Genomic DNA, 22,108 nt, shown 5'->3' with positions numbered 1-22,108 from the left:
TAAGGTGCTTCGACCCTAGTCGCAACCGCATCAACGAGACGACATCGGAGGGCTCGTGAACGCAATGAGGTGGCTCGGCTTTGGTGCGTTGGCGTTCGTTGCGGTCTCGTGTGCGACTGCGTCCCACCTCGTCGTTGGGGCCGGGGATCAGGATAAGGATGCGGGGGTGAGCGGTAGCGTCATGCCGGAAAAGGATGCCTCCGGCAGCGTCGAGCCGGAAAAAGACGACGGCGGAGGTGCCGACGCTAGCCACGCGGATGGAGGAGCGACCGACGCTGGCCCAGGTGATGGCTCATGCGCTTCGGTCGAGTCCTCAAGCTGCTACTTCAATTGTGCGAGCAACGAGGCTTGTTACACACAAGTGAGCTGCGGCACGACCGCTCACGGCGCTTTGTGCAACGACGGAAGTGGGGGATCGTACCAAGGGGTTGCTGGTGACGGTCGTTGTCACCGTACTTGCCAAACCACAGACGACTGCGCGGCAGGCGAGGTATGCCTCGTCCGAACCTTCTTCGGTTGCAGCGACGAACCGACGCCTCAGGGCCTTTGTTGCGGCGACGGTGGTTGCAATTGAGCTCTCAGCGTAGCGGCGGGCCCTGAAGGGTGTCCAGGGCTGACCTAGAGTCTCCTGAAGTTGCTGGGTTAGATGCACGGCTTAGTGCTCCGACCTGCGGGATCCGGCTACCTCCGACGAAGCGTTTGGTCAGTTCCGGCATCCGGTCGACCCGAATCACGGATCCGGACTCGGTCATCGGATTCCCCCGGCTCACGGCGCCGGAAACGGACCCGGCTCCGGAGCGCCTATCCGAACGGCATTGTCGCTAGCCGATCTACGCCAGCGTGGCTCCCTCGATGCGTCGCCGACGCTGCCCGCACCCAGCACGGTGCGTTCACGCTGACACTCAATCCGCGATGGTGCGGACCCCGTGTCGTGCCGGACGCACAGCGACCAGCCGCTGGCGGTGGGCGGCAGGCGGGCTGGGGAGCGCGGGGTGGGCACTATGGCGCGATGCGGCCGCAAGGCATTGCGAACGGCACAACCTCGCAGCGCCCTGTACCGACGTCGCCACGAAAGGCAGGCGCCTCGTGCAGAGGCCTAAGTAGAACGTCGCCATGGGCCTAGAGTGCAGCCGCGTCAGCGCGCATCGCATCGGGCGGGTCGCGCGTTGCGGGCGGCATGGCGTGCGGCCGCTCGACGACCGTGCGAGGCGCGCTCCGGGCAGTGATACACTTTGGCTCGAATGCGTCGCGCAGCCGGGGGGGCTCGCTTGCTCCCGCTCGTTGCGCTGTTCGCGTGCGGGCTCGACGTCGTGGGCGCGGGTCCCACGCTCGACGGCGCGCCGACACCGACACCGGAGGACCCCGGCGCGACGCTGCCCGCCGCGGACGTCTCGGATGCAGCCGGCGCGGGCGATGCGACGATCGAGCCCCCGCCGGTCTCGGAGTGCGGCGACATCCTTACGTCGGAGAACAACTGCGGCGCGTGCGGGCACTCGTGCGGAGGCCGCGGGTGTACGGGCGGTCTGTGCAACCGAGAGCCGGTCGCCACGCTGACGGAGCCGCGCGCGATCGCGGTCGGAAGCGACGTCTTCATCGCGAACCCCGGCGTCGTTCAGCGCTTCAGCCTCTCCGGCTGCGCGGCTCCGACATGCCGGGCTCCTCGAGCAACGGAAGTGCGCTGACGCTCACGGCGTCGCGGCTCGTCGTGGGCACGAACGACACGCTCGCCTACTACCACCTGAGCGCCGGCTCGGGCGGCTCGGCGATGACGGAGCGCATACGCGACATCGTCGCGAGCTCGACCCAGCTCTTCTACAGCCGTGACTCGGGCGACGTCCGCCGCAACAACCACAACCTCACGTCCGCCGGCACGATCTCGACAACGAACGGCGATCCCTTCGGCCTCGCGCTGGACGACGACGACCTGTACTGGGTCGATCGCGCCGCGCGGACGATCATGAAGGCTCCCCCGGCGGCGGCGCCGCGGCGATCGTGAACGGCCAGGACGGCCTCCACTCGATCGCGACGGACGCCACGTCGCTCTACTGGACGACGGCGACCGAAATTCGGAAATCCGACAAGAACGGCGGAGGCGTCACGACGCTGGTGACGGAGCGCCGGCGACCGCGCTCGCTCGTCCGCGATCAGGGCTTTCTCTACTGGATCGACGGCGACAGCGGCCGACTCGAGCGCGCGCCGGTGACGGGGGGAACGCCGCTCGTGCTCGCGCAGGATGCGGCTCTACCTGCCAACGTGTCGGCGCGCCTCGTCGCCGTCACGGCGACTCACGTGTACTGGGCCTCGCCGAACGACGGTCACGTATCCCGTCTTCCGAAGTAGACCGACGCCCGTCTCGGACGTGTGGCCGAGGCCGAAGATGTGGAACGCCGTGGTACGGTAGGAGTGATGAGCGCTGTCAGCCGGAAGTCGCCAGGCGCAGCGACGCTGGCCGATCTCCTCGCGGTCCCCGAGGAGCGGCGGCACCATGAGCTGGTCGACGGCGAGCTTGGCGAGAAAGAGGCCGCGACCGCCCGCCACGGAGGCGTGCAGACGCGCCTTGGGCGGAGCCTCGGCCCGTTCGATCGCCGTCCGGGCGGTCCGCCCGAGCGTCCCGGTGGGTGGTGGTTCGCCTCGGAGGTCGAGGTCTATTTCGACCCGAAGAATACCTTTCGACCCGACAACGTCGGCTGGCGGCGAGAGCGTCTCCCCACGCTCCCGACCGAGGTCCCGGTCCGTGTGGTGCCGGACTGGATCTGCGAGGTCCTCTCGACCAATCGACGCAACGATCTCGTCAAGAAGAAGCGCGTCTACCATCACCACCGGCTGGCTCACTACTGGATCGTCGACCCCGTCGCGGAGACGCTGCTCGTCTATCGCTGGGGGCCGGACGGGTACATCGAAGTGCTGGCCGCGGAACGCGGCGACCGCGTGCGGGCGGAGCCGTTCGAGACGATCGAGATCGCGGTCGGCGTCCTCTTCGGGGACGACGAGGAGGAGTGAGCGGCGGCCACTTGGGAAGCCCGTCAGCTCAGTCTTTGCAGGTCGGGCTCTCGCGGCGCACATCCTTGCACTTTGCAGGTTGGGAGAGCGCGGCGCGGAGGTGGTGCAGGCGGCAGTTGAGGGTGTCGCCTTCGGCTGGGCCGCCGGGGCTTTCGCCGCCGCCGTCGTTGCCGGCGTCGCGGAACGCGAAGGCGGTGCAGGCGGTGGCGCACTCGGGTTGATCCGCGTACGGAGCGTTCGGCGCGTCGGCGGGGCAGATGGAGAGGACCGCGGTGCAGAACGCGGTGCAGCGATCGCCGCAGGTGTTGCCGCCGAACGGTCCCGCCGCGAGGCAATACGAGGTCGGGCTCGTCTTCGAAGGAGCGTCCGCCCAGTACTGGCGGCAAGCAACGGACGGCGACGAGATCTCGTCGCCTCCGCGGCTCGGCTCCCGCAGCGGGAGGTGCTCGCAGAAGGAGAGGCACTCGGCCTTCGACGCGTACTGCGCGTTCGCCTCGGTGCAGTTCTCCGTGACGAGCTCGCAATATTTCTCGCAGCTCGCCTCGACCGGCGGAGCCGAATCGAGCGGCGCGCCTCCCTCCACCGGATCGACGAGCGCGCTGTCCCAACGAAGGTTGGGCCCGCCGTCGTTGGGCCCGGGCGTCGGCTCGAGCGCGGTCGACCCGCACGCACCAACGCCGAGCACGCCCAGCGCGCTCGCACCACCAAGGACTGCCAAAGCAAAGAAGCGATACATGGGAGCCGAGGCTCGCCCAAGAAGCCTAGCCAATCCCCAGCCAACGCGAAAGGAGTGAGCTCCTCGACGACGCGCCGGCGGTTCGATAGCGTCGCAGCGTGGAGGGCGACGACGTGCAGGCGGACCTGTTGCGGCGCGCGAGCGCGTTGCATCGGCGGGCCGTCGCGTTCGTCGTCGCGATCGCGCTCCTCGTCGCCGCCGGGGCGGTCTATCTCACCGTCGCCGATCGCGGGCAAGGCGGCGTGCTCTTCGGGAAGGTGATCGGGCTCACCGGCGGCCTCACGTTCGTCGCGGCGTTCCTGACCACGCTCCTCCTCGGCCTCCACGTCGCGTACCGCTTCCTCGTCGCGCGCGTGCGCCGCTGGGCCGCCGAGGCGGTGCGCGCGCATCGGCTCGAAGAGGGATCGCTCGACTACCTCGTCGAGATGTACGCGGTGCCCTCCACCCGATCCCCCGCCCACCACGACGACACGTAACGTCGCGGACCTCGACGCGAAGCTGGGTCGTGGGCTCGAAACGGGTGCCTCGGCTCGAACGCCGCCGCGATGCGTAGCGAAAAGGCAGATCCTAGCGACGCCGCATACCAAAGGCGTCGCAGCCCACCGGCGCGTCGTGCACGCCAAAAAAAAATCACGGACCCCCACCCGCACCACGCAAGCCCCATCCCCACGCCCGCCCCCCGACCGGGGCCCCAGAAGCGGCCGCGAATGCGGTTGCGAAGCAACCCGAGCGCGAAGCGCGAGGGCCGTGTCTGGGGTGGGGGTGTCGGGGGCAAAGCCCCCGACGTTGAAAGATCCTCTTGCCGGATGCGGACGACAGCGTGATACAACGCAAATCCGTGGATGCCACTGTCGCAACGAAGGGGCGGCTCGAGGTTCGTGGCGGCTCACTGAAAGTGAACCGCGGTCAGGCCAACAAGCCCGACCTGGACATCGGGCCGGAGACCCAGGTGATCGGTCGTAACGAGGCGTGCGACCTCGTCCTCGACGACCGGAAGGTGAGCGCGGTGCATGCCGAGCTGGTCGCGACCGAGCGCGGCGTCCGCGTGCGAGACCTCGGGTCCCGCAACGGCACGTTCATCGGCGATACGCGCGTCGGCGAGGTCTACCTCACCAAGCACACGCTGCTCACCGTAGGGGACTCGACGCTCGAGTTCAGCCCGACCACGCCGGAGCAGGTCGACATCCCGGAGGTCGCGCAGTTCGGCCCGCTCGTGGGCATGAGCCAGGGCATGCGCGGCGTCTTCGAGCGCTGCCGCAAGGCCGCGCCGACCGACCTCACCGTCCTCATCCTCGGCGAGACCGGGTGCGGCAAGGAGCTCGTCGCCGCCGCCATCCACGGCGCGTCGGCGCGCTCGAACAAACCGTTCGTCGTCGTCGACTGCGGCGCCATCCCGCCGAGCCTCGCCGAGTCCGCGCTGTTCGGTCACGAGCGCGGATCGTTCACCGGCGCCGTCGACAAGCGCATCTCGCCCTTCGTCGAGGCCGACGGCGGGACGATCTTCCTCGACGAGCTCGGTGAGCTCCCGCTCGACGTCCAGCCGAAGCTCCTCCGCGCGCTCGCCGAGCAGCGCATCAAGCCGGTCGGCTCCAACACGTACAAGCCCGTCAACGTCCGCGTCATCGCGGCGACGCGCCGTGACCTCGTGCGCGAGGTCAACGCCGGCACGTTCCGAAGCGACTTGTACTTCCGCGTCGCGCAGCTCCGCATCGAGCTGCCGGCGCTCCGCGATCGCCTCGAAGACATCCCCGCGCTCGTGCGGAAGATGATCAGCGACCTCGGCGATCCGACCGCCTACAACCGCATCACGAACGACTCGCTCGAGCGCCTGATGCGCCACGACTGGCCAGGCAACGTCCGCGAGCTCCGCAACGTCATCGCGGTCGCGCTCGCGTTCGGCAAGGAAGGGCCGATCGATCTCGCGCAGCACCTCGCCCCGCTCGTCGCGGCGCAGGAGTCGACGCCCACGCGCGGCCGCACCTTCCAGGACGCGAAGCGCGAGGTCCTCGCCCGGTTCGAGCGCGAGTACTTCACCGCGCTCTACGCCGAGTGCTCCGGCAACGTGAGCGAGATCGGCCGGCGCGCCGCGATGGAGCGCGCGCACGTCCGCGGCTACCTCCGCCGCCACGGCATCGGCGACCCGAAGAAGTCGAGCGACTGACCGATGGGGTCGGGGGCGCCGGCAGCGAAGCCTCGCGTCCTCTACGTCGACGGCGCGGAGGACGTGCGCGAGGTCTTCGCCGCGGTGTTCGCGGACGACTTCGAGTGCCTCCTCTCCGCCGACACGCGCACCGCGTTCGAGGTCCTCACCGCGCGGCAGGACGTCGACGTCGTCGTGAGCGACGCGCCGCCCGACGCCTTCGACGCGTTCCCCGACGTGCAGCGCATCTTGCTCGTCGAGCACGACGCGCCGGCGGACGCGAAGGGGAGGCTCTTCGCGTACCTCACGAAGCCGTGGGACCGCGCGCAGCTCGCGCTCGCGATCGAGCGCGCGACGAAGATCCGCCGCCTCGAGCAGGAGAACCGGCGCTTGATGGGCGAGCTCCGGAGCTCGGTCGGCCGGATCCGGATCGAGGAGCCGGCGCGCGAGCCGGCGCGCCTCCTCGCGTCGTCGGCGCCGATGAAGAAGGTGGTGGAGCAGATCGGCGCGGTGGCGGGGACCGACGCGAGCGTGCTGCTCCACGGCGAGACCGGCACCGGCAAGGAGCTCATCGCGGCGGAGGTGCACGAGCGGAGCCCGCGCCGCCGCGCGAGGTTCGTGGCACAGAACCTCGCCGCGCTGCCGCCGGAGCTCATGACGAGCGAGCTCTTCGGCCACGTGAAGGGCGCGTTCACCGGCGCGCAGTCGGCGCGACGCGGCCTCTTCGAGCTCGCCGACGGCGGCACGTTGTTCCTCGACGAGATCGGCGAGGCGCCGCTCTCGCTCCAGGCGCTGCTCCTCCGCGCGCTCGAGTCGAGCGAGTTCTGGCCGGTGGGGGCGAGCGAGCCGAAGCGCGTCGACGTGCGCATCGTCGCGGCGACGAACCGCGATCTCCTCGCCGACGCGCATCAGGGGCTCTTCCGCCTCGACCTCTACTACCGCCTCGCGGTGTGCCCGATCGAGGTGCCCCCGCTCCGCGCGCGCCCGGAGGACGTGCGCGTCATCGGGCAGCACCTCCTCGAGGCGTCGTCGAAGCGCATGAACCGCGATCTGCCGCGCCTCGGCGAGGCGGCGTGGCGCACGCTGGAAGCCCATCCATGGCCCGGCAACGTGCGCGAGCTCGGGAACGTGATGGAGCGCCTCGTCATCTATCACGCGGGTCGCGACGTCGAGCCCGCCGACCTCGGCCTCCCGCAGACCCTGCGCCCGAGCCTCTTCCCCTTCGCGCCGCGTCACACGCCGATTTCAGGGTTCCCCGCGGCCGAGCCGAGCGCGCCGCGCTCGCGGCCGTATTTGCCGGTCTCCGATCCGGTGTCGAGCACGATCGAGGCCGCGCCGCCGAGCGGTCCGTTCTACGAGCGTCACGACTCCGAGCCGCCGATGTCACGCCCGCGGATGGAAGTGGACGCGATCGCGCCGGGGCCGCTCTCGCTCGAGGTGCCCGAGGGCGGGACGACGTTCGACGACCTCGAGCGCGAGATCCTGCTCCAGGTGCTGTCGCGCGCGGATCACAACAAATCCAGGGCGGCGCGGTCGCTCGGGATGAGCGAGAGCACGTTCCGGTCGCGGATGAAGCGGTTGGGCCTGAAAGGGTAAGACCGCTATGCTCTCGCGGGGATGATCGCGAGCGTCGGGAGCCGTTCGAGCAGTCGCGTGCCCGTGCTCGCGAAGTACGACGTGCTCGAGGAGCTCGGCCACGGCGGCATGGCGACGGTCTACCGCGCGCGCGACACGCGCCTCGGCCGCGACGTCGCGATCAAGGTGCTCCATCCCCACCTCCGCGAGAGCACCGAGATCGCGCATCGCTTCGGGGTCGAGGCGAAGGCGGTCGCGAAGCTGCGGCACCCGAACATCGTCGAGGTCTACGACGTCTCGTCCGCGGACGAGGGCGAGCAGTTCCTCGTCGTCGAGCTCGTGCGCGGTCCGACGCTGCGGAAGCTCCTCCAGAAGCACGCCGCGCTGCCGCCGGAGATCGGCGCCGCGATCGTGATGGAGCTCCTCTCCGGCGTCGCGCACGCGCACGCGCAGGGCGTCATCCATCGCGACGTGAAGCCGGAGAACGTGCTCGTCGAGCACCGCCTTTCCGGCGCGCCGCCGTCGGGCGAGGTCACGGAGAAGGGCGATCGCGTCGCGGTGAAGCTCACCGACTTCGGCATCGCGAAGCTCCTCGACGCGCAGGGGGTGACCTCCACCGGGCAGGTCCTCGGCTCGCCCGCGCACATGGCGCCGGAGCAGATCGAAGGCGGCGACGTCGACGGGCGCGCCGACGTCTTCGGCCTCGGCGTCCTCTTCTACGAGTGCGTCGTCGGTCACCTGCCGTTCCTCGGCAACAACCCGGCGCAGGTGCTGCGGCGCGTGCTCGACGGCGTCTACGGCGCGGCGGAGCGCGAGCGCCCCGTCGTCGGCAAGCGCTGGAGCGAGATCCTCGACCGCGCGCTCGCGCGGAGGCCGGAGGACCGCTACGCCGACGCGGCCGCGATGCGCGACGCGATCTCCGTCGAGCTCGGGCGCCTCGGGATGGGCGCGCCACGGGTGGAGATCGAGGCGTGGCTCGACGATCCCGAGGGCTGGACCGCGGCGCACGACGCGCGGCTCATCGAGCGGCTCTGCAAGCTCGGCGCGGCGGAGCGGAAGCGGAGCGACGCGGTCGGCGCGGCGGCGGACTACAACCGCGCGCTCGCGTACGCGCCGAACGATCCGCAGCTCCTCAAGGTCGTCGCGAGCATCCAGCGCTCGGAGGAGCGCGCGCGCCTCGTGCGCAAGGTCGCGCCGCTCGTCCTCGGCGCGGCGGTGCTCGTGCCGAGCGCGTACTTCGTGGTGAAGGCGGTGAAGAGCGAGCCGGTCGCGGGCGATCCGACGAAGCCGATCGCCTCCAATTCGGTCGCGGCGCCGCGGGCGCGCACGTCCGTCGCCGAGCGGCCGACGGCGGCGCGGAGCGCGACGGTCACGCCGCCGGTGACGCCGACGAACGTCGCGACGCGCACGGTGGCGGCGCCGAGCGTGTTCGTGCCGCCGAAGCCGGTGACGCGCACGGTGACGTTCACGACGCTGCGCCCGGCCTTCGGCGTCCGCCTCGCGATCGACGGCAAGATGCTGCCGGACGAGGTGGTGCCGAACGGCACCGTCACCGTCGACGAGAAGGCGCACTCGCTCGCGTTCAGCTGCCGCGACGACGCGTGCACGCCGCGGACGCTCAACGTCCCAGCGGGGGAGAACAACGTCGACCTCCCGATCGAGCTCGCGATCCCGGCGGCGAAGCTCGTCGTCGAAGGCGATCCGACGCACATGTTCGCGATCAAGGAGTACCCGCAGCTCGGCACGTTCCCGGCGGGGCAGGAGATCTCGGTGGAGCTCCTCGGCGGGCGCGCGGCGCACGACGTCCTCGTGTTCGATCGGAACTCGAACACGACGACGAACGTGACGCTGAAGAGCGGCAAGAAGCAGACCGCCTCCTTCAAGAAGTAGCGTCTGATGTATGCTGCCCGCGGTGCGAGGGCTCCTCGTTCGCGGCGCGTTGATCGGCGGTCTGCTCCTCGGGAGCGTGGGCGTCGCGCGGGCCGACGCGCGCACGGACTTCGAGAAGGCGCGCGCCGCGTTCAACGCGCGGAACTGGGCCGACGCGGAGGAGAAGCTCCGCGCGCTGCTCGATCCGAAGAGCGGGTTGAAGGAGCGCACGCTCATCTCGCAGTCGCGCATGTACCTCGGGGCGTCGCTCCTGCAGCAAGGGAAGGCGGACGCGGCGAAGGAGGTCTTCGAGGCGCTCGTGCTCGACGATCCGACCTTCGAGCCGGACCCGCTCGGCTTCCCCGGCCCCGCGATCGACGCGTTCATCGACGTGCGCTCGTCGCTCCTCGAGCAGATCAAGACCGCGCAGCAGAACGCGGCGCGGCTCGCGGCGGAGCGCAAGGCGAAGGAGGAGGCCGACCGCGAGGCGCAGCGCGCGTGGCTCGAGAAGCTGAAGGCGCAGGCGGGGGAGGAGAAGATCACGGTGCGCCACTCGCGCGTCGTCGCGTCGCTCCCGTTCGGGGTAGGGCAGTTCCAGAACGATCAGCCGGTCCTCGGCTGGCTCTTCCTCGGCGCGCAGGTCAGCGCGATCGCGGGTACGGCGGTGACGTACGGGATGTACCGCTACGCGCGCGGGCGCGTGAACGACGAGGTGGGTGGGCTCTACCAGCTCTCGGAGCAGTGGGAGACGCGCGCGAACGATCTCCGCCTCGTGAACTTCGGCTTCACCGCCGGCTTCGTGGGCTTCGCCGCCCTCGGCATCGTGCAGGCGCACATCGCGTTCGTGCCCGAGCGGGCGGAGAAGAAGCCGCGCGAGCTGCCGCCGCTCGCGCCGTCGACGCCGCCGCGCTCGAGCTCGCTCCTGCGGACGCTCGTCCCGATCGTGACCCCGCTCGCGAGCTCGACCGGAGTCGACGGGATGTTCGTCGGGACCGCCGCGCGGTTCTGATCGTTTTCGAGCGGACCGCGCACCAGAGCGTGCGAGGTCCTGTTGAAGCTTCGAAGCGTCGCCGTCGTCTCGCTCCTCCTGCTTTCGTCTGCTCGCGCGCTCGCGGACGACAAGCCGGTGAAGCCGGAGCGTGAAGAGAAGGAGTCGTTCCGCCTCGGACCGATCGTCGGCGTGGGGTTCCCGCGGCCGCTCGCGGTCGAGGGGTTCGTGAAGGTCCGGCGCACGGTCGGGCTCGGCCTCGAGTACTCGTTCCTCCCGCGCACGACGATCGCGGGCGCGTCGACGCGGTTCGACGCGGTCGCGCTCGACGCGCGGTGGTTCCCGTTCGAGGGCGGCTTCTTCGTCGGGCTCCGCGGCGGCCGGCAGTGGCTCTCCGGCAGCGCGACGCTCCGCGTGCAGGACGTCGGGTCCTTCACCGAGTCGGCGGACGTCGCGACGTGGTTCGTCAATCCGCGCGTCGGCTTCCTCTACACGTGGAGCTCGGGCGTCACGCTCGGCATCGACGCGGGGATCCAGCTCCCGATCGCCCCGACCTTCGAGCGGAGCGGGCCCGCGACGGCGGCGGGGGTCGCGAGCCGCGAGGTCGACGAGACGTTGCGCACGATCGCGAACACGTTCGGCAACGACGTGACGCCGACGCTGGACCTCTTCCGGCTCGGGTTTCTGTTCTAGGATCGCGCGGCCGGATGACGACGACGGACGAGAAGCTCGCGGTGGTCCTCGTGGAGGACGACGAACGGCTCGCGCAGCTCACCGCGCGCTACCTCGAGTCGCACGGCGTCACGGTGACGATCGTGGGCAACGGCAAGGACGCGGTGAGGAAGGTCCTCGAGGTGCGCCCCGACGTCGTGCTCCTCGACCTGATGCTGCCGGGGATGAGCGGCCTCGATGTCTGTCGCGAGCTCCGGACGCGCTCCGACGTCCCGATCCTGATGCTGACGGCGCGCGGCGAGGAGGCGGATCGCGTCGTCGGCCTCGAGGGCGGGGCGGACGACTACGTCGCGAAGCCGTTCTCGTCGCGGGAGCTCCTCGCCCGCATCCGCGCCCACGCGCGGCGCGCCCGCGGGGCGGTGGGGCCGCCGAAGAAGAGGCTCGTGATCGGGCGCCTCGCGATCGACGTCGACGCGATGAGCGTCTTCCTCGACGGCGCGCCGCTGGCGCTGACGACGTACGAGTTCATGCTGCTTCGCGCGCTCGCGGAGCGCGCGGGGCGCGTGCTCTCGCGCGAGCAGCTCGTCGACATCGTGCGCGGCAGCGCGGACGAGGCGTTCGATCGCTCGGTCGACGTGCACATCTCGCATCTGCGGAGCAAGCTCGGCGACGATCCGCGCGCGCCGCGGATGATCAAGACGGTGCGCGGGGTGGGCTACATGCTCGCGCCGGGCGCGCCGGGCGCGCCGGGCGCGCCGGGCTCGTCGGGCGCTTCGGGATGAAGCGGCCGTCGCGGATCGCCTATCGCATCTACGCGATCGGGCTCGTGCAGTTCCTCGTCGTCGCGCTGGTGCTCGAGGTCGACCATCGCATGCGGTACCTCGCGCCTGTCGCTTCGGGGCCGCCGCCGGCGCCGCCGATCCTGCTCGTCGCGTCGGTCATCCTCGTCGTGGTCGGGGTGGGCTCGTGGCTCACGGCGCGCTCCTTCGCGCGCCCGCTCGCGCGGCTCGCCGAGACGGCGCGGGCGTTCGGCGCGGGCAAGCTCGACGCGCGCGCGCGGATGGATCGCGCGGACGAGATCGGCGACGTGGCGCAGGCGCTCGACGAGATGGCGGACCGTCTGGCGCGTCTGGTCGTCGCGGAGCGGGAGCTCCTCGCGAACGTCTCGCACGAGCTCCGGACGCCGCTCGCGCGCATCCGCGTCGCGCTCGACATCGCGGCCGAGCTCTCCGAGCTCTCCGAAGCGGAGGGCAAGGCGGGGGCGATCTCGCTCGCCGACATCGCGCACGACCTCGCGGAGCTCGAGCGGATCGTCGAGGACGTGCTCGCCTCGGCGCGCCTCGCGCTCGACACCGGCGCGCGGGAGGGCAAGGGCCTGCCGCTCCGCGCGGAGCCCGGCGACGTGCGCGCGCTCCTCGACAAGTCGGCGGCCCTCTTTCGCGTCGCGCACCCGAGCCGCGAGCTCGTCGTCGATCTGCCGGAGGCGCTCGGCACCGTCGTCGCCGATCCGGTGCTGCTTCGCCGTGTCGTCGACAACCTCCTCGAGAACGCGCACAAGTACACGAACGAGCCGGACCGCCCGGTCACGCTGCGCGCGGAGCTCGCGGACGCGGACGCGGACGCGAAGGTGGTCGTCACGGTCGTCGATCGCGGCATCGGCATCGGGGAGGAGGACCAGAAGCGTCTCTTCGAGCCGTTCTTCCGCGTCGACCGCAGTCGCTCACGCGCGACGGGCGGTCTTGGTCTGGGGCTCCTCCTCGCGCGGCAGATCGTCGAGGCCCACGGCGGCACGCTCACGATCGCGAGCACGCTGAACGAGGGAACGACCGCGACCGTGACGCTGCCGGTGGCTCGGTAGCGCGCGGCTCCTTCGTCGCTCGCTCAACAAATCGACACACGCGATCGAGATCGGTTTTCGGGGCGCTCGCCACTGTAGTGGTCGGAGGTGCTCGGAATGAAAAGCTCGATGGTGATGCTCTCGGTGGTGGTGGTGTTCGCGGGGCTGGGCTGCGCGGTGGGGGCGGAGGACACGGCGTCGTCGCTGACGTCGGCGATCAGCACCGCGAGCGACGACTCGACCGAGAACGCCGCGCGTGACGGCGACCGTCGGCGCGGTCCGCGCAAGCCCCCGGAGGAGGCGTTCGCCGCGTGCGACGCGAAGGCCGCCGGCGACGCCTGCACCGTGACGCACGGCGACCACACGATCACCGGCACGTGCGCGGCCGCACCGGAGGGCGCGGAGGACACGCGGCTGCATTGCCGCCCGGACAAGCCGCCGCCCGGAGGTGGAGGTGGCGGGCGTGGCGGTGGAGGTGACTGCCCGGACAAGGGCGAGCGTCCCTCCGCGGCGGCGGAGGAGGAGGGCTCGACCCCGTCTTAACACTTCGACACGCGTCCCCGACGTTCCCCCAACAAGAGCGATGCAAGCTGATGTTGGGGGAAGAGAGACGAGACCCCACCGAAGATGATGACGCCGCCCACCCCGTTCACACCGTTTGCTCCCGCGCAGTGCCTTCGCCCTCGCCCCTCGCTCGCCGCGCACGGCGTGGAGGCCGCGAGCATCTCGCGCATGGAGCCACCCGCCCCGACGTCGCGGATCCCACCGGCCTCGACCCAGCCCGCACCAACGGCCGCATCGCCGTCGCGACCTGGCTCGATCGTCGGCGGCGAGCTTGAGCACCGACCAGCACGGAGGGCCCCGGCCGAGCACGTGGCGGCGGGCGCGCTCGAGGGAGGTGCGGCCGGGCACGTGGTGGCGTCCGCGGTGGCGGCGTGCGCGGTCGAGGCCGCGGCATCGCGCGAGGGCGGCGCCGGGCACGTGGTGGCATCGCGCGCGGGAGGTGCGGCTGGTCCCGCGGCGGCGCGTGCAGCCGAGCTCGCGGTGGCATCGCGTGCGGTTCGGGCGGTGAGCATGAACGTCGTTGCGTTCGCGCCGCGGTCTCTCGGGGGGCGTACGCCCGCCGTACCGTTTGCGCCGGCGGCTGTCGTGGCGCGCCCGGCCGGTGCGCGCACGCCCACGCCGGGGCCTGCGCCGCGGACGCCGATGGCGTTCGGCCCGTGCACCCCCGCCGTCGCATTCGCGCCATCGGTGGCCACGCCGGCGCTCGCGTTCGCGCCGGCTTCGGCGGCGGCACCGATGGTGGGCGAGAGCGTGGCGGTTGGGCTTGCTCGTCGGGCCGGGGCGGGAGACGCGGCGGCGATGCGGCTCCTGCTGCGTGATGTTGGGCCTCGTATCGAGCGCGTCGTGCGTGCGGTGTTGGGGCGGGCGAACGAAGACGCGGACGACGTCGTCCAGCAGGCGATGCTTGGGTTCGTTCAAGCGCTCCCCGCGTTTCGCGGCGAGTGCGAGCCCACGCACTTCGCCTCCCGCGTCGCCGCGCGCACCGCGATCGCGTGCGCGCGGCGGCGGCGGGCGCTCCGCGATCGGCACGAAGACGGCGTCGACGTCGACTCGCTTCCGCGCGACGCCGGCCGCTCCCCCGAGCCGCTCGCGACGACGGAGCGCGCGCGGCGCATGGAGCTCCTCCGCGACGTGCTCGCGCAAATTCCCCCCGAGCAGGCCGAGACGCTCTCGCTCCGCATCATGTTCGGCTGGTCCCTCGCCGAGGTCGCCGAGACGACCGGCGTCCCGCTCAACACCGTCCGCAGCCGCCTCCGCCTCGCGAAGACCGCCCTCCGCGCCGCGATCGAGGCCGATCCCACCGCGCACGAAGCGCTCGCCGACGACGACGAGTGAACGACTGTTGGCACCGTGTTGGCACCGTCAAAGAGCTTTGCGGACGAAGATGTCTTCGAGGGTCTCGCGCTTCGGCGTGATCGCCTCGACGCGGACGCCGGCGTCGAGCGCCTTGCGGAGGACCACCGCGACCGCGTCGTCGCCCTCGACCTCGACCGAGAGCGTTCGGCCCACGCGCGTCGCGCCCTGCTCCATGAGCGCCGCCGCGAGCTCCTCGGGCGCGTCGCGGAGCGTGATCTCGCTCCGGTGGGTCGTCTTGTCGAGGAGCGAGTCGATCTCGCCCGCGACCACGACCTCACCCTTCTTCAGGATGCAGATCGAGTCGCAGAGCATCTCGACGTCGGAGAGGATGTGGCTCGAGAAGAAGATGGTCTTGCCCTTCTTCGACTCCTCGACGATGAGGTCGCGGATCTCCTTCCGCCCCACCGGGTCGAGGCCGCTCATCGGCTCGTCGAGGAGGAGGAGCTCCGGGTCGTGCACGAGCGCGGCCGCGAAGCCGGTGCGCTGCAGCATGCCCTTCGAGAGCGCGCTCACCGGGCGGTCGATCGCGTACGCGATGCCGACCCGCTCGATCGCCCGCTCCGCTTTCGTCGCGAGCTTCTTCCCGGAGAGGCCGTTGAGGCGGCCGCAGAGCGACACGAACTCGCGCGGGGTGAGGTACGGATAGACGTACGGGTTCTCGGGGAGGAAGCCGACCGAGCCCATCGCGTCGGGGGAGGGGATCGCCTTCCCGAGGAGCGAGGCCTTGCCCGACGTCGGCGCGATGAGGCCGGTCAACATCTTGATCGTCGTCGTCTTCCCCGCGCCGTTCGGGCCGAGGAAGCCGAAGATCTCGCCGCGCTTCACCTCGAAGCTCACCCCGCGCACCGCCTCGACCTTCTTGCCGGAGAACGGCTTCTTGAAGGTCTTGGCCAGCTTGTCGACCGAGAGGACGACGTCACTCATCGTCTTTGCTCGCCGCGCCGATGGGCCCCGCCGAATACTCGTGGAGCTTGTACTGGATCTTGCGCGGCGACACCCCGAGGATGCTCGCCGCCTTCGAGGTCGAGCCGCCGCACGCCTCGAGCGTCCGCAAGATCGCGTAGCGCTCGAGGTCCTGGATCGTGGAGCCCGGGATCGGCGGCGGGCCCTCCGCGCTCTTCGGCGCGAGCGCGGGCGGGAGGTGGCGCACGTCGATCTGCGGCGCGTCGCAGAGCACGACCGCGCGCTCGATGACGTTCTCGAGCTCGCGCACGTTGCCCGGCCAGTCGTAGCTGGAGAGCACCTTCAGCGCCTGGTCGGTGAAGCCCTCGATGTTGCGGCCGTTCTCCTTCGCGTAGCGGCGGAGGAAGAAGCTCGCGAGCGGACCGATGTCGGCGCGGCGCTCGCGCAGCGGCGGGAGCTCGATCGAGATCACGTTGAGGCGGTAGAAGAGGTCCTCGCGGAAGGTGCCCTTCTTGATCTCCGCCGCGAGGTCGCGGTTCGTCGCCGCGATGAGGCGCACGTCGACCTTGACCGTCTCGTTCCCGCCGACGCGCTCGAACGTCTTCTCCTGCAGGAAGCGGAGCAGCTTCACCTGCGTGCCGTGCGGGATCTCGCCGATCTCGTCGAGGAACAGCGTGCCGCCGTCGGCCTGCTTGAAGCGGCCCTCGCGCCGCGCGACCGCGCCGGTGAACGCGCCCTTCTCGTGGCCGAAGAGCTCGCTCTCGAGGAGCGACTCCGCCAAAGCTGCACAATGCAACCGAATGAACGGCCCGCTCGCGCGCGGCGACGCGGCGCACACCGCCTCCGCGATGAGCTCCTTGCCGGTGCCGCTCTCGCCGGTGATGAGCACCGACGCCTTCGAGGGCCCGACCTGCGCGACGAGGTCGAGCACCGCGCGCATCTTCGGGTCCTCGCTCACGATGTGGCCGATCGCGTTGCGCTCGCGGAGCCGCTCGCGGAGCGCCTGCGTCTCCTGGAGGAGCTTCGCCTTCTCCATCGCGCGCTCGACGATCGCGGAGAGCGCGTCGTAGTCGAGCGGCTTCGTCAGGTAGTTGTCGGCGCCCTTCTTGATCGCGGAGACGGCGGAGTCGATCGTGCCGAACGCGGTCATCACGACGAAGACCGTCTGCGGCGACGCGCTCTTCGCCTTCTCCATGAAGGCGATGCCGTCGAGGCCGGGCATCTTGAGGTCGGTGAGGACGACGTCGGGCGCGAACTCCTCGAGCTTCCCGAGCGCCTTGAAGCCGTCGCCGGCGGTCTCCGTCGCGTACCCCTCGTCACGCAGGATCTCGCTCAACGCGGCGCGCGCGTTCGCTTCGTCGTCGACGACCAGGATCCGTCCCCGCGGTCGGGCGGGCGCCTCGGGCATGCGCGCAGTGTAGCCCGAGATGACACCGCACGAAGAGGGGTGTTACAACGGAACCGCAGATGAAAATCGCCGGCACGCTTTTGCTCCCAGTCGTCGTCGCCGGCCTCCTGGGCGCCGGCACGGCCCGCGCCCAGCAGACGACCTTCAGCGCGGAGGGCAACGCGTCCGCGCAGACGGAGCCGGAAGCGACGCCGCCGGCGGCGACCCCGAGCGACGCGCCGGCGACGACGGAGCGCGACCTCCTCGCCGAGGGCACGCGCGGCGACGACGACAAGCTCATCGAGGCGAACAAGGAGTGGAAGGAGCGCGAGTCGAAGCTCAACGAGTCGGCGACGCTCACCGGCGGCATCGGCCTCCTGCACACGCAGCACGCCGACGGCGGCGCGGCGGGACAGTTCCGCGTCGGCTTCACGACCGAGTACTTCTCGGCCGGCTTCCTCTGCTCGAACGAGCACCCGTGCCGCGATCCGCGGAACCCGAACAACGTCCTCCGCAGCGACAGCGCGGACCACATCGGCGGGCGCCTCACGCTCTCGATGCAGGTCCTCCGCTGGCTCGACGTGTACCTCGCGACGAGCGCGCTCGCGAACTCGAACCCGTCGAACCGGCCGAGCCTCCTCCAGGTCCTCGGCGACAGCACGATGGGCGCGAAGGCGCACGGCAAGCTGAGCAACGTCTTCTCGGTCGGCGGCGCGTTCGAGCTCTGGCTCGTGAACGGCACCGGCTCGGTCGGCCTCGACGGCGCGGGCACGAGCGCGAAGTTCCGCGGCCTCGCCACCGCCGACCTCCGCGGGATGGAGAAGCGCATCCCGCTCCGCTTCAGCACGAACTTCACCTACGTCCTCGACAACTCGGGCGAGGTCGTCGCCAACACGGAGGGGCCGACCGGCCGCAACGAGCCGATCACGCGCATCGAGCGCTTCGGCCTCAACATCAACCGCGTCGACCACTTCGACATCCACTTCGGCGCGGAGCTCTTCGCGGCGGAGGAGAAGGTCCGTCCGTTCATCGAGTACCACCTCCTCATCCCGGTCAACCGGCAGGACTACCGCTGCCGCCCGAACAACCCGAGCAACGACGGCTGTCTCGCGACCGATCCGTTCGCGCCCTCCACCTTCACCCTCGGCGGCCGCTTCTTCCCGTGGAAGCAGGGCTTCAACCTCCTCGCCGCGCTCGACATCGGCGTCTCCGGCGTGAACACGTTCATCGAGGAGATGCGCCCCACGCCACCGTGGATGCTCTACCTCGGCGCCGGCTGGGCGTTCGACACCCACGACAAGCCGATGCCCGCGCCGCCGCCGGCGCCGCCGCCCGATCCCGCGCGCGGGGGCCGCCGCATCCGCGGCTTCGTGCACGAGGAGGGCAACGCCGCCGGCATCGCCAACGCGATCGTCGCGTGGGACAACCACCCCGAGCTCACCTCGTACGCGACCGGCAGCGACGGCCGCTTCACGACCCACGAGCTCCCCGGCGGGCAGTACGTCTTCTCGATCCACGCCGACGGCTACAAGCCGGCGCAGTGCACGACCACGATCGGCGGCGCCTCCTCGCAGCCCTCGCAGTCCACCCCCGCCGGCGACGTGCAGCTCGACTGCATCGTCGTCGCCCTCCCGCGAGTCGGGACCATCGTCGGAAAGGTGAAAGACCTGGACTCCGGCAAATTCATGCCGAACGTCCCGGTGAAGATCGTCGACGTCGGGCGCAAGGAGTTCAGCGGCGTGACGGACGACAACGGCGCCTTCCGCTACGGCGACATCACGCCGGGCGAGGCGACGGTCACGATCGACGCCGACGGCTACCTCATCTCGACCGAGAAGCTGACCGTCAAGGCGCGCGAGGACAACCCGATCGAGATCTCGATCAAGCTGAAGCCGAAGAAGGCGAACGTCACCGTCGGCAAGCGGGAGGTCAACATCCGGCAGCAGATCCAGTTCGCGGTCGACTCCGCGACGATCCTGCCCGCGTCGACCGGCCTCCTCACCGAGATCGCCGACGTCCTCGTCCGCAACCCGCGGATCAAGCTCGTCGAGGTGCAGGGGCACACCGACGGCACCGGCACCGCCGCGCGCAACATGAAGCTCTCGGACGATCGCGCCGCCGCCGTCGTCTCGTGGCTCACCGCGCACGGCGTCGAAGCGAGCCGCCTCACGGCGAAGGGCTACGGCGACACGAAGCCGATGGTCCCGAACGTCACCGAGCTGAACCGGCAGCGGAACCGCCGCGTCCAGTTCGTGATCAAGGACCAGGACCCCGACAGCTCCGCGCCCGCGGCGCCGGAGAAGAAGCCCGCCGGCAAGCCGAAGGGCCCGACGCTGCCGACCTTCTGAGGCGGGAGGGCTCACCGCGCGCCGCGGACTCGCGGCGTTGGGGCACCTCGACACGCGACCGTAGAGCGCAAGTCGCCGGAAGGACGTGCGGCACGGTCGCTGCTCGAGCTGGCGACGATGATGCCCGACAGCTCCTCGCCGACCGGCCTCGGCGCGGTCTACCTCACCCTCCAGGCCGAGTACGGCGTCGACTTCTCGCAGTACCGAGCCGCGCCGATGCTGCGCCGCCTCGAGCGCCGCTTCCGGCTCTCGAGGCTCGGGCGGCTCGACGCGTACGCCGAGCTCTTGCGGTCCGACGCGCAGGAGCTCGATCGGCTCTACCGCGATCTGCTCGTCGGCGTGAGCTCCTTCTTCCGCAACCCCGGCGCGTTCGCGACGCTCGAGGGCGTCGCGCTGCCGGGGATCGTCGCGTCGAAGGGCGAGGGCGACGTCGTGCGCGTCTGGGTCCCCGCCTGCGCGAGCGGCGAGGAGGCCTACAGCATCGCGATGCTGCTCGAGGAGCTCCTCCCGCCGGAGCGCGGCGTCGAGGTGAAGATCTTCGCGACGGACGTGCACCGCGACTCGCTCGAGATCGCCTCCGCCGGCACCTTCGATCGCGACGCGGTCGCCCACGTCCCGCCGGCGCGCCTCGAGCGACACTTCACGCGGAGCGGCGACGTCTACCAGGTCTCGCCGTCGCTCCGACGCATGGTCGTCTTCGCGCCGCACGACGCGATCCGCGACGCGCCGTTCGCGCGGCTCGACCTCGTGAGCTGCCGCAACCTGATGCTCTACCTGCGGCCGGTCGCGCAGCAGCGGCTGCTCCGCACGTTCCACTACGCGCTCTGCCCCGGCGGCGTCCTCTTCCTCGGCCTCAGCGAGAGCGCCGGCGTCGTCGCGGCGGACTTCGAGGCGCTCGACGAGCGCGCTCACCTCTACCGGCGCTCGAGCGTCGCGGCCGACGACGAGCCCGCGCCGGCGAGCATTCTCCGGCCGCTCCACGCCGCGGTCGACTCGCTCGCCGATCGCTACGAGGAGCTGCGCTGCGCGAACGCGGAGCTCTCGACGCGGAACGTCGAGCACCAGCGCAAGATCGCGGAGCTGACCCAGCTCACGAACGACATGGACAACCTCCTCGCGAGCACCGACATCGGGACGTTGTTCCTCGATCGCGTCCTCCGGATCCGCCGCTTCACCCAGCGCGCGGCGGCCACCTTCCGCCTCGGCCCCGACGCGCTCGGCGAGACGTTCGATCGGCAGGACCTCCGCGCGAGCATCGAGTCGGTCCTCGCGAGCGGCGACCCGGAGGAGCAGGAGATCGACGACGACGGCCGGAGCGTCTTCGTCCGCGTCACGCCTTACCGCGCGAACGGCGCGATCGAGGGCGTCGTCCTCACGATGGTCGACGTGAGCGGCCGCCGCGCGGCGGAGGCGGCGCTGCGCGAGGCGGTGAGGCGGCGCGACCAGTTCCTCGCGATGCTCTCGCACGAGCTCCGGAACCCGCTCAACGCGATCGTGACCGCGACCTCGCTCCTCGCCGCGCTCTCGCTCGCGCCGCCGCGTGCCGCGTCGTACCTCGGCATCCTCGAGCGACAGTCGCACCAGATGGCGCGCCTCCTCGACGACCTGCTCGAGGCGAGCCGCGTGACGCAGGACAAGATCGAGCTCCGGCGCCAGCTCCTCGATCTCCGCACCGTCGCGCGGGAGTCCGCCGACGCGGCGCGGACGACGATGGACGCGCACGGGCTCACGTTCTCGCTCGACCTGCCGCCGGAGCCGCTCCTGGTCGACGGCGACGCGACGCGCCTCCATCAGGTGCACATGAACCTCCTCAACAACGCCGCGAAGTACACCCCGCGCGGCGGTCACGTCACGCTCAGGCTTCGCCGCGAAGGCGACCGCGCCGCGCTCCGCGTCGTCGACGACGGCGTCGGCATCGCGCCGGACATGATCGGGAGCGTCTTCGATCTCTTCGTCCAGGTGCGGGGCACGCTCGACCGCGCGGAGGGCGGGCTCGGCGTCGGGCTGACGCTCGTGCGCTCGCTCGTGTCGCTCCACGGCGGCGAGGTGCGCTGCGAGAGCAAGGGCGTCGGCCGCGGCACGACGATGACGGTGCGGCTCCCGCTCGCGACGAACAGCGGCGACGCGATCTCGTCGTCGCGGCGCCTGCGCCGGATCGAGCTGCCGCCGGGCGCGCTCGTCGTCGTCGTGGACGACATCGCCGACAACTGCGATCTCCTCTGCCGACTGCTCGAGCGCGGCGGCTTCCGCGTGCACGGCGCCCGCGACGGCGTCGCGGCGGTGGAGACGATCCTGCGCCTCCGCCCGCAGGTCGCGATCGTCGACATCGGTCTCCCCGGCCTCGACGGCTACGAGGTCGCGCGCCGCGTCCGCGCCACGCAAGGCGACGAGGTCTTCCTCGTCGCCCTGACGGGTTACGGCCGCACGATCGATCGCGCGCGCGCCTTCGAGACCGGCTTCGACGAGCACCTCGTCAAGCCCGTCGACCCGAAGCGCCTCCTCGGCATGCTCGGCCGCGCGCCCTGACCGCAGCGCACATCGGGCATTCTCGCCGAAGGTCTGACATCCACCGACATCGATAGCGCTGTAACTTCGAGAGGTTCGCGAGCTCATGGGCTGTTCGATCCATGCACCATTGTGCGAGGGCAGCAACCGCATGGCTGAAATTTACCGCGACGAACGGAATTCTGCGTGTTCCGGCGTGCAGGGGCGACTGGCACGCACACTGCTGAT

The 22,108-nt window shown here is 70.9% G+C and carries 19 protein-coding genes; 16 read left to right on the top strand and 3 right to left on the bottom strand.

Annotated features, from left to right (window positions below; translation table 11 throughout):
• Window positions 1-1,241: 1,241 nt before the first annotated feature.
• The 4 genes from KF837_39160 to KF837_39145 all read left to right on the top strand — a co-directional run bounded on the left by KF837_39160 (window position 1,242) and on the right by KF837_39145 (window position 3,000).
• Window positions 1,242-1,682 (top strand): hypothetical protein, encoded by a 441-nt coding sequence (locus tag KF837_39160; GenBank protein MBX3233410.1) that lies wholly within the window; start codon window positions 1,242-1,244, stop codon window positions 1,680-1,682.
• On the top strand, window positions 1,649-1,996 hold the full coding sequence (locus tag KF837_39155) for a hypothetical protein (protein ID MBX3233409.1): 348 nt from the start codon (window positions 1,649-1,651) through the stop codon (window positions 1,994-1,996). Before KF837_39160 ends, KF837_39155 begins: the two co-directional genes overlap by 34 nt.
• On the top strand, window positions 1,993-2,340 hold the full coding sequence (locus KF837_39150; GenBank protein ID MBX3233408.1) for a hypothetical protein: 348 nt from the start codon (window positions 1,993-1,995) through the stop codon (window positions 2,338-2,340). The genes KF837_39155 and KF837_39150 overlap by 4 nt, the downstream gene beginning before the upstream one ends.
• A gap of 66 nt (window positions 2,341-2,406) precedes the next feature.
• Entirely contained in the window at window positions 2,407-3,000 is a 594-nt protein-coding gene (locus KF837_39145; GenBank protein MBX3233407.1) for a Uma2 family endonuclease, read from the top strand.
• A gap of 28 nt (window positions 3,001-3,028) precedes the next feature.
• On the opposite strand, the gene KF837_39140 is transcribed toward KF837_39145, so the two are convergent.
• Window positions 3,029-3,685, bottom strand: coding sequence for a hypothetical protein (locus KF837_39140; protein ID MBX3233406.1), 657 nt, complete (start codon window positions 3,683-3,685; stop codon window positions 3,029-3,031).
• Window positions 3,686-3,834: 149 nt separating this feature from the next.
• Between KF837_39140 and KF837_39135 the strand changes: the two genes are divergently transcribed.
• The 10 genes from KF837_39135 (at window position 3,835) to KF837_39090 (ending at window position 14,716) form a co-directional block, all read left to right on the top strand.
• Entirely contained in the window at window positions 3,835-4,212 is a 378-nt protein-coding gene (locus tag KF837_39135) for a hypothetical protein (protein MBX3233405.1), read from the top strand.
• Window positions 4,213-4,574: 362 nt separating this feature from the next.
• Window positions 4,575-5,897 (top strand): sigma 54-interacting transcriptional regulator, encoded by a 1,323-nt coding sequence (locus KF837_39130; GenBank protein MBX3233404.1) that lies wholly within the window; start codon window positions 4,575-4,577, stop codon window positions 5,895-5,897.
• Between the two features lie 3 nt (window positions 5,898-5,900).
• Complete coding sequence (locus KF837_39125; GenBank protein ID MBX3233403.1) at window positions 5,901-7,472, top strand: sigma-54-dependent Fis family transcriptional regulator; 1,572 nt, start codon at window positions 5,901-5,903, stop codon at window positions 7,470-7,472.
• A 21-nt stretch (window positions 7,473-7,493) separates the two neighbouring features.
• Window positions 7,494-9,341, top strand: coding sequence for a serine/threonine protein kinase (locus tag KF837_39120; protein MBX3233402.1), 1,848 nt, complete (start codon window positions 7,494-7,496; stop codon window positions 9,339-9,341).
• Between the two features lie 22 nt (window positions 9,342-9,363).
• Window positions 9,364-10,329 (top strand): hypothetical protein, encoded by a 966-nt coding sequence (locus KF837_39115; protein MBX3233401.1) that lies wholly within the window; start codon window positions 9,364-9,366, stop codon window positions 10,327-10,329.
• Window positions 10,330-10,371: 42 nt separating this feature from the next.
• Window positions 10,372-11,001 carry a hypothetical protein gene (locus KF837_39110; protein MBX3233400.1) on the top strand — a complete coding sequence of 210 codons (630 nt, stop codon included), beginning with the start codon at window positions 10,372-10,374 and terminating at the stop codon, window positions 10,999-11,001.
• A gap of 14 nt (window positions 11,002-11,015) precedes the next feature.
• Window positions 11,016-11,762: a response regulator transcription factor gene (locus KF837_39105; protein MBX3233399.1), complete on the top strand. Its 747-nt coding sequence runs from the start codon at window positions 11,016-11,018 to the stop codon at window positions 11,760-11,762.
• Window positions 11,759-12,838, top strand: coding sequence for a HAMP domain-containing histidine kinase (locus tag KF837_39100; protein ID MBX3233398.1), 1,080 nt, complete (start codon window positions 11,759-11,761; stop codon window positions 12,836-12,838). Before KF837_39105 ends, KF837_39100 begins: the two co-directional genes overlap by 4 nt.
• A gap of 96 nt (window positions 12,839-12,934) precedes the next feature.
• Window positions 12,935-13,360: a hypothetical protein gene (locus KF837_39095; GenBank protein ID MBX3233397.1), complete on the top strand. Its 426-nt coding sequence runs from the start codon at window positions 12,935-12,937 to the stop codon at window positions 13,358-13,360.
• Between the two features lie 819 nt (window positions 13,361-14,179).
• The gene (locus KF837_39090) at window positions 14,180-14,716 is read left to right on the top strand and encodes a sigma-70 family RNA polymerase sigma factor (protein ID MBX3233396.1); all 537 of its coding nucleotides are present in this window, start codon (window positions 14,180-14,182) and stop codon (window positions 14,714-14,716) included.
• 27 nt (window positions 14,717-14,743) lie between these two features.
• Here KF837_39090 and KF837_39085 read toward each other — a convergent pair whose 3' ends face one another.
• Complete coding sequence (locus tag KF837_39085) at window positions 14,744-15,661, bottom strand: ABC transporter ATP-binding protein (protein MBX3233395.1); 918 nt, start codon at window positions 15,659-15,661, stop codon at window positions 14,744-14,746.
• Window positions 15,654-17,048 (bottom strand): sigma-54-dependent Fis family transcriptional regulator, encoded by a 1,395-nt coding sequence (locus KF837_39080; GenBank protein MBX3233394.1) that lies wholly within the window; start codon window positions 17,046-17,048, stop codon window positions 15,654-15,656. Before KF837_39080 ends, KF837_39085 begins: the two co-directional genes overlap by 8 nt.
• Window positions 17,049-17,107: 59 nt before the next feature.
• On the opposite strand from KF837_39080, the gene KF837_39075 reads away from it, so the two are divergent.
• Together KF837_39075 and KF837_39070 are read left to right on the top strand one after the other, a co-directional pair.
• A complete protein-coding gene (locus KF837_39075) occupies window positions 17,108-19,375 on the top strand; it encodes a carboxypeptidase regulatory-like domain-containing protein (protein MBX3233393.1) in 2,268 nt (755 codons plus the stop codon).
• A gap of 117 nt (window positions 19,376-19,492) precedes the next feature.
• Window positions 19,493-21,901: a response regulator gene (locus KF837_39070; GenBank protein MBX3233392.1), complete on the top strand. Its 2,409-nt coding sequence runs from the start codon at window positions 19,493-19,495 to the stop codon at window positions 21,899-21,901.
• The last annotated feature ends 207 nt before the right edge of the window (window positions 21,902-22,108 follow it).

The organism is Labilithrix sp. (genome assembly GCA_019637155.1).
Classification (GTDB): Bacteria; Myxococcota_A; Polyangia; order Polyangiales; family Polyangiaceae; genus Labilithrix.
This window is presented reverse-complemented; position numbering and strand designations above follow the sequence as displayed.

Bases quoted from the DNA above. Each gene is read 5' to 3' on its own strand.
- KF837_39095 (MBX3233397.1), top strand. From the start codon at position 12,935: ATGAAAAGCTCGATGGTGATGCTCTCGGTGGTGGTGGTGTTCGCGGGG.
- KF837_39120 (MBX3233402.1), top strand. From the start codon at position 7,494: ATGATCGCGAGCGTCGGGAGCCGTTCGAGCAGTCGCGTGCCCGTGCTC.
- KF837_39105 (MBX3233399.1), top strand. From the start codon at position 11,016: ATGACGACGACGGACGAGAAGCTCGCGGTGGTCCTCGTGGAGGACGAC.
- KF837_39100 (MBX3233398.1), top strand. From the start codon at position 11,759: ATGAAGCGGCCGTCGCGGATCGCCTATCGCATCTACGCGATCGGGCTC.
- KF837_39070 (MBX3233392.1), top strand. From the start codon at position 19,493: ATGATGCCCGACAGCTCCTCGCCGACCGGCCTCGGCGCGGTCTACCTC.
- KF837_39080 (MBX3233394.1), bottom strand. From the start codon at position 17,048: ATGCCCGAGGCGCCCGCCCGACCGCGGGGACGGATCCTGGTCGTCGAC.
- KF837_39075 (MBX3233393.1), top strand. From the start codon at position 17,108: ATGAAAATCGCCGGCACGCTTTTGCTCCCAGTCGTCGTCGCCGGCCTC.
- KF837_39090 (MBX3233396.1), top strand. From the start codon at position 14,180: ATGCGGCTCCTGCTGCGTGATGTTGGGCCTCGTATCGAGCGCGTCGTG.
- KF837_39155 (MBX3233409.1), top strand. From the start codon at position 1,649: ATGCCGGGCTCCTCGAGCAACGGAAGTGCGCTGACGCTCACGGCGTCG.
- KF837_39085 (MBX3233395.1), bottom strand. From the start codon at position 15,661: ATGAGTGACGTCGTCCTCTCGGTCGACAAGCTGGCCAAGACCTTCAAG.
- KF837_39160 (MBX3233410.1), top strand. From the start codon at position 1,242: ATGCGTCGCGCAGCCGGGGGGGCTCGCTTGCTCCCGCTCGTTGCGCTG.
- KF837_39145 (MBX3233407.1), top strand. From the start codon at position 2,407: ATGAGCGCTGTCAGCCGGAAGTCGCCAGGCGCAGCGACGCTGGCCGAT.
- KF837_39125 (MBX3233403.1), top strand. From the start codon at position 5,901: ATGGGGTCGGGGGCGCCGGCAGCGAAGCCTCGCGTCCTCTACGTCGAC.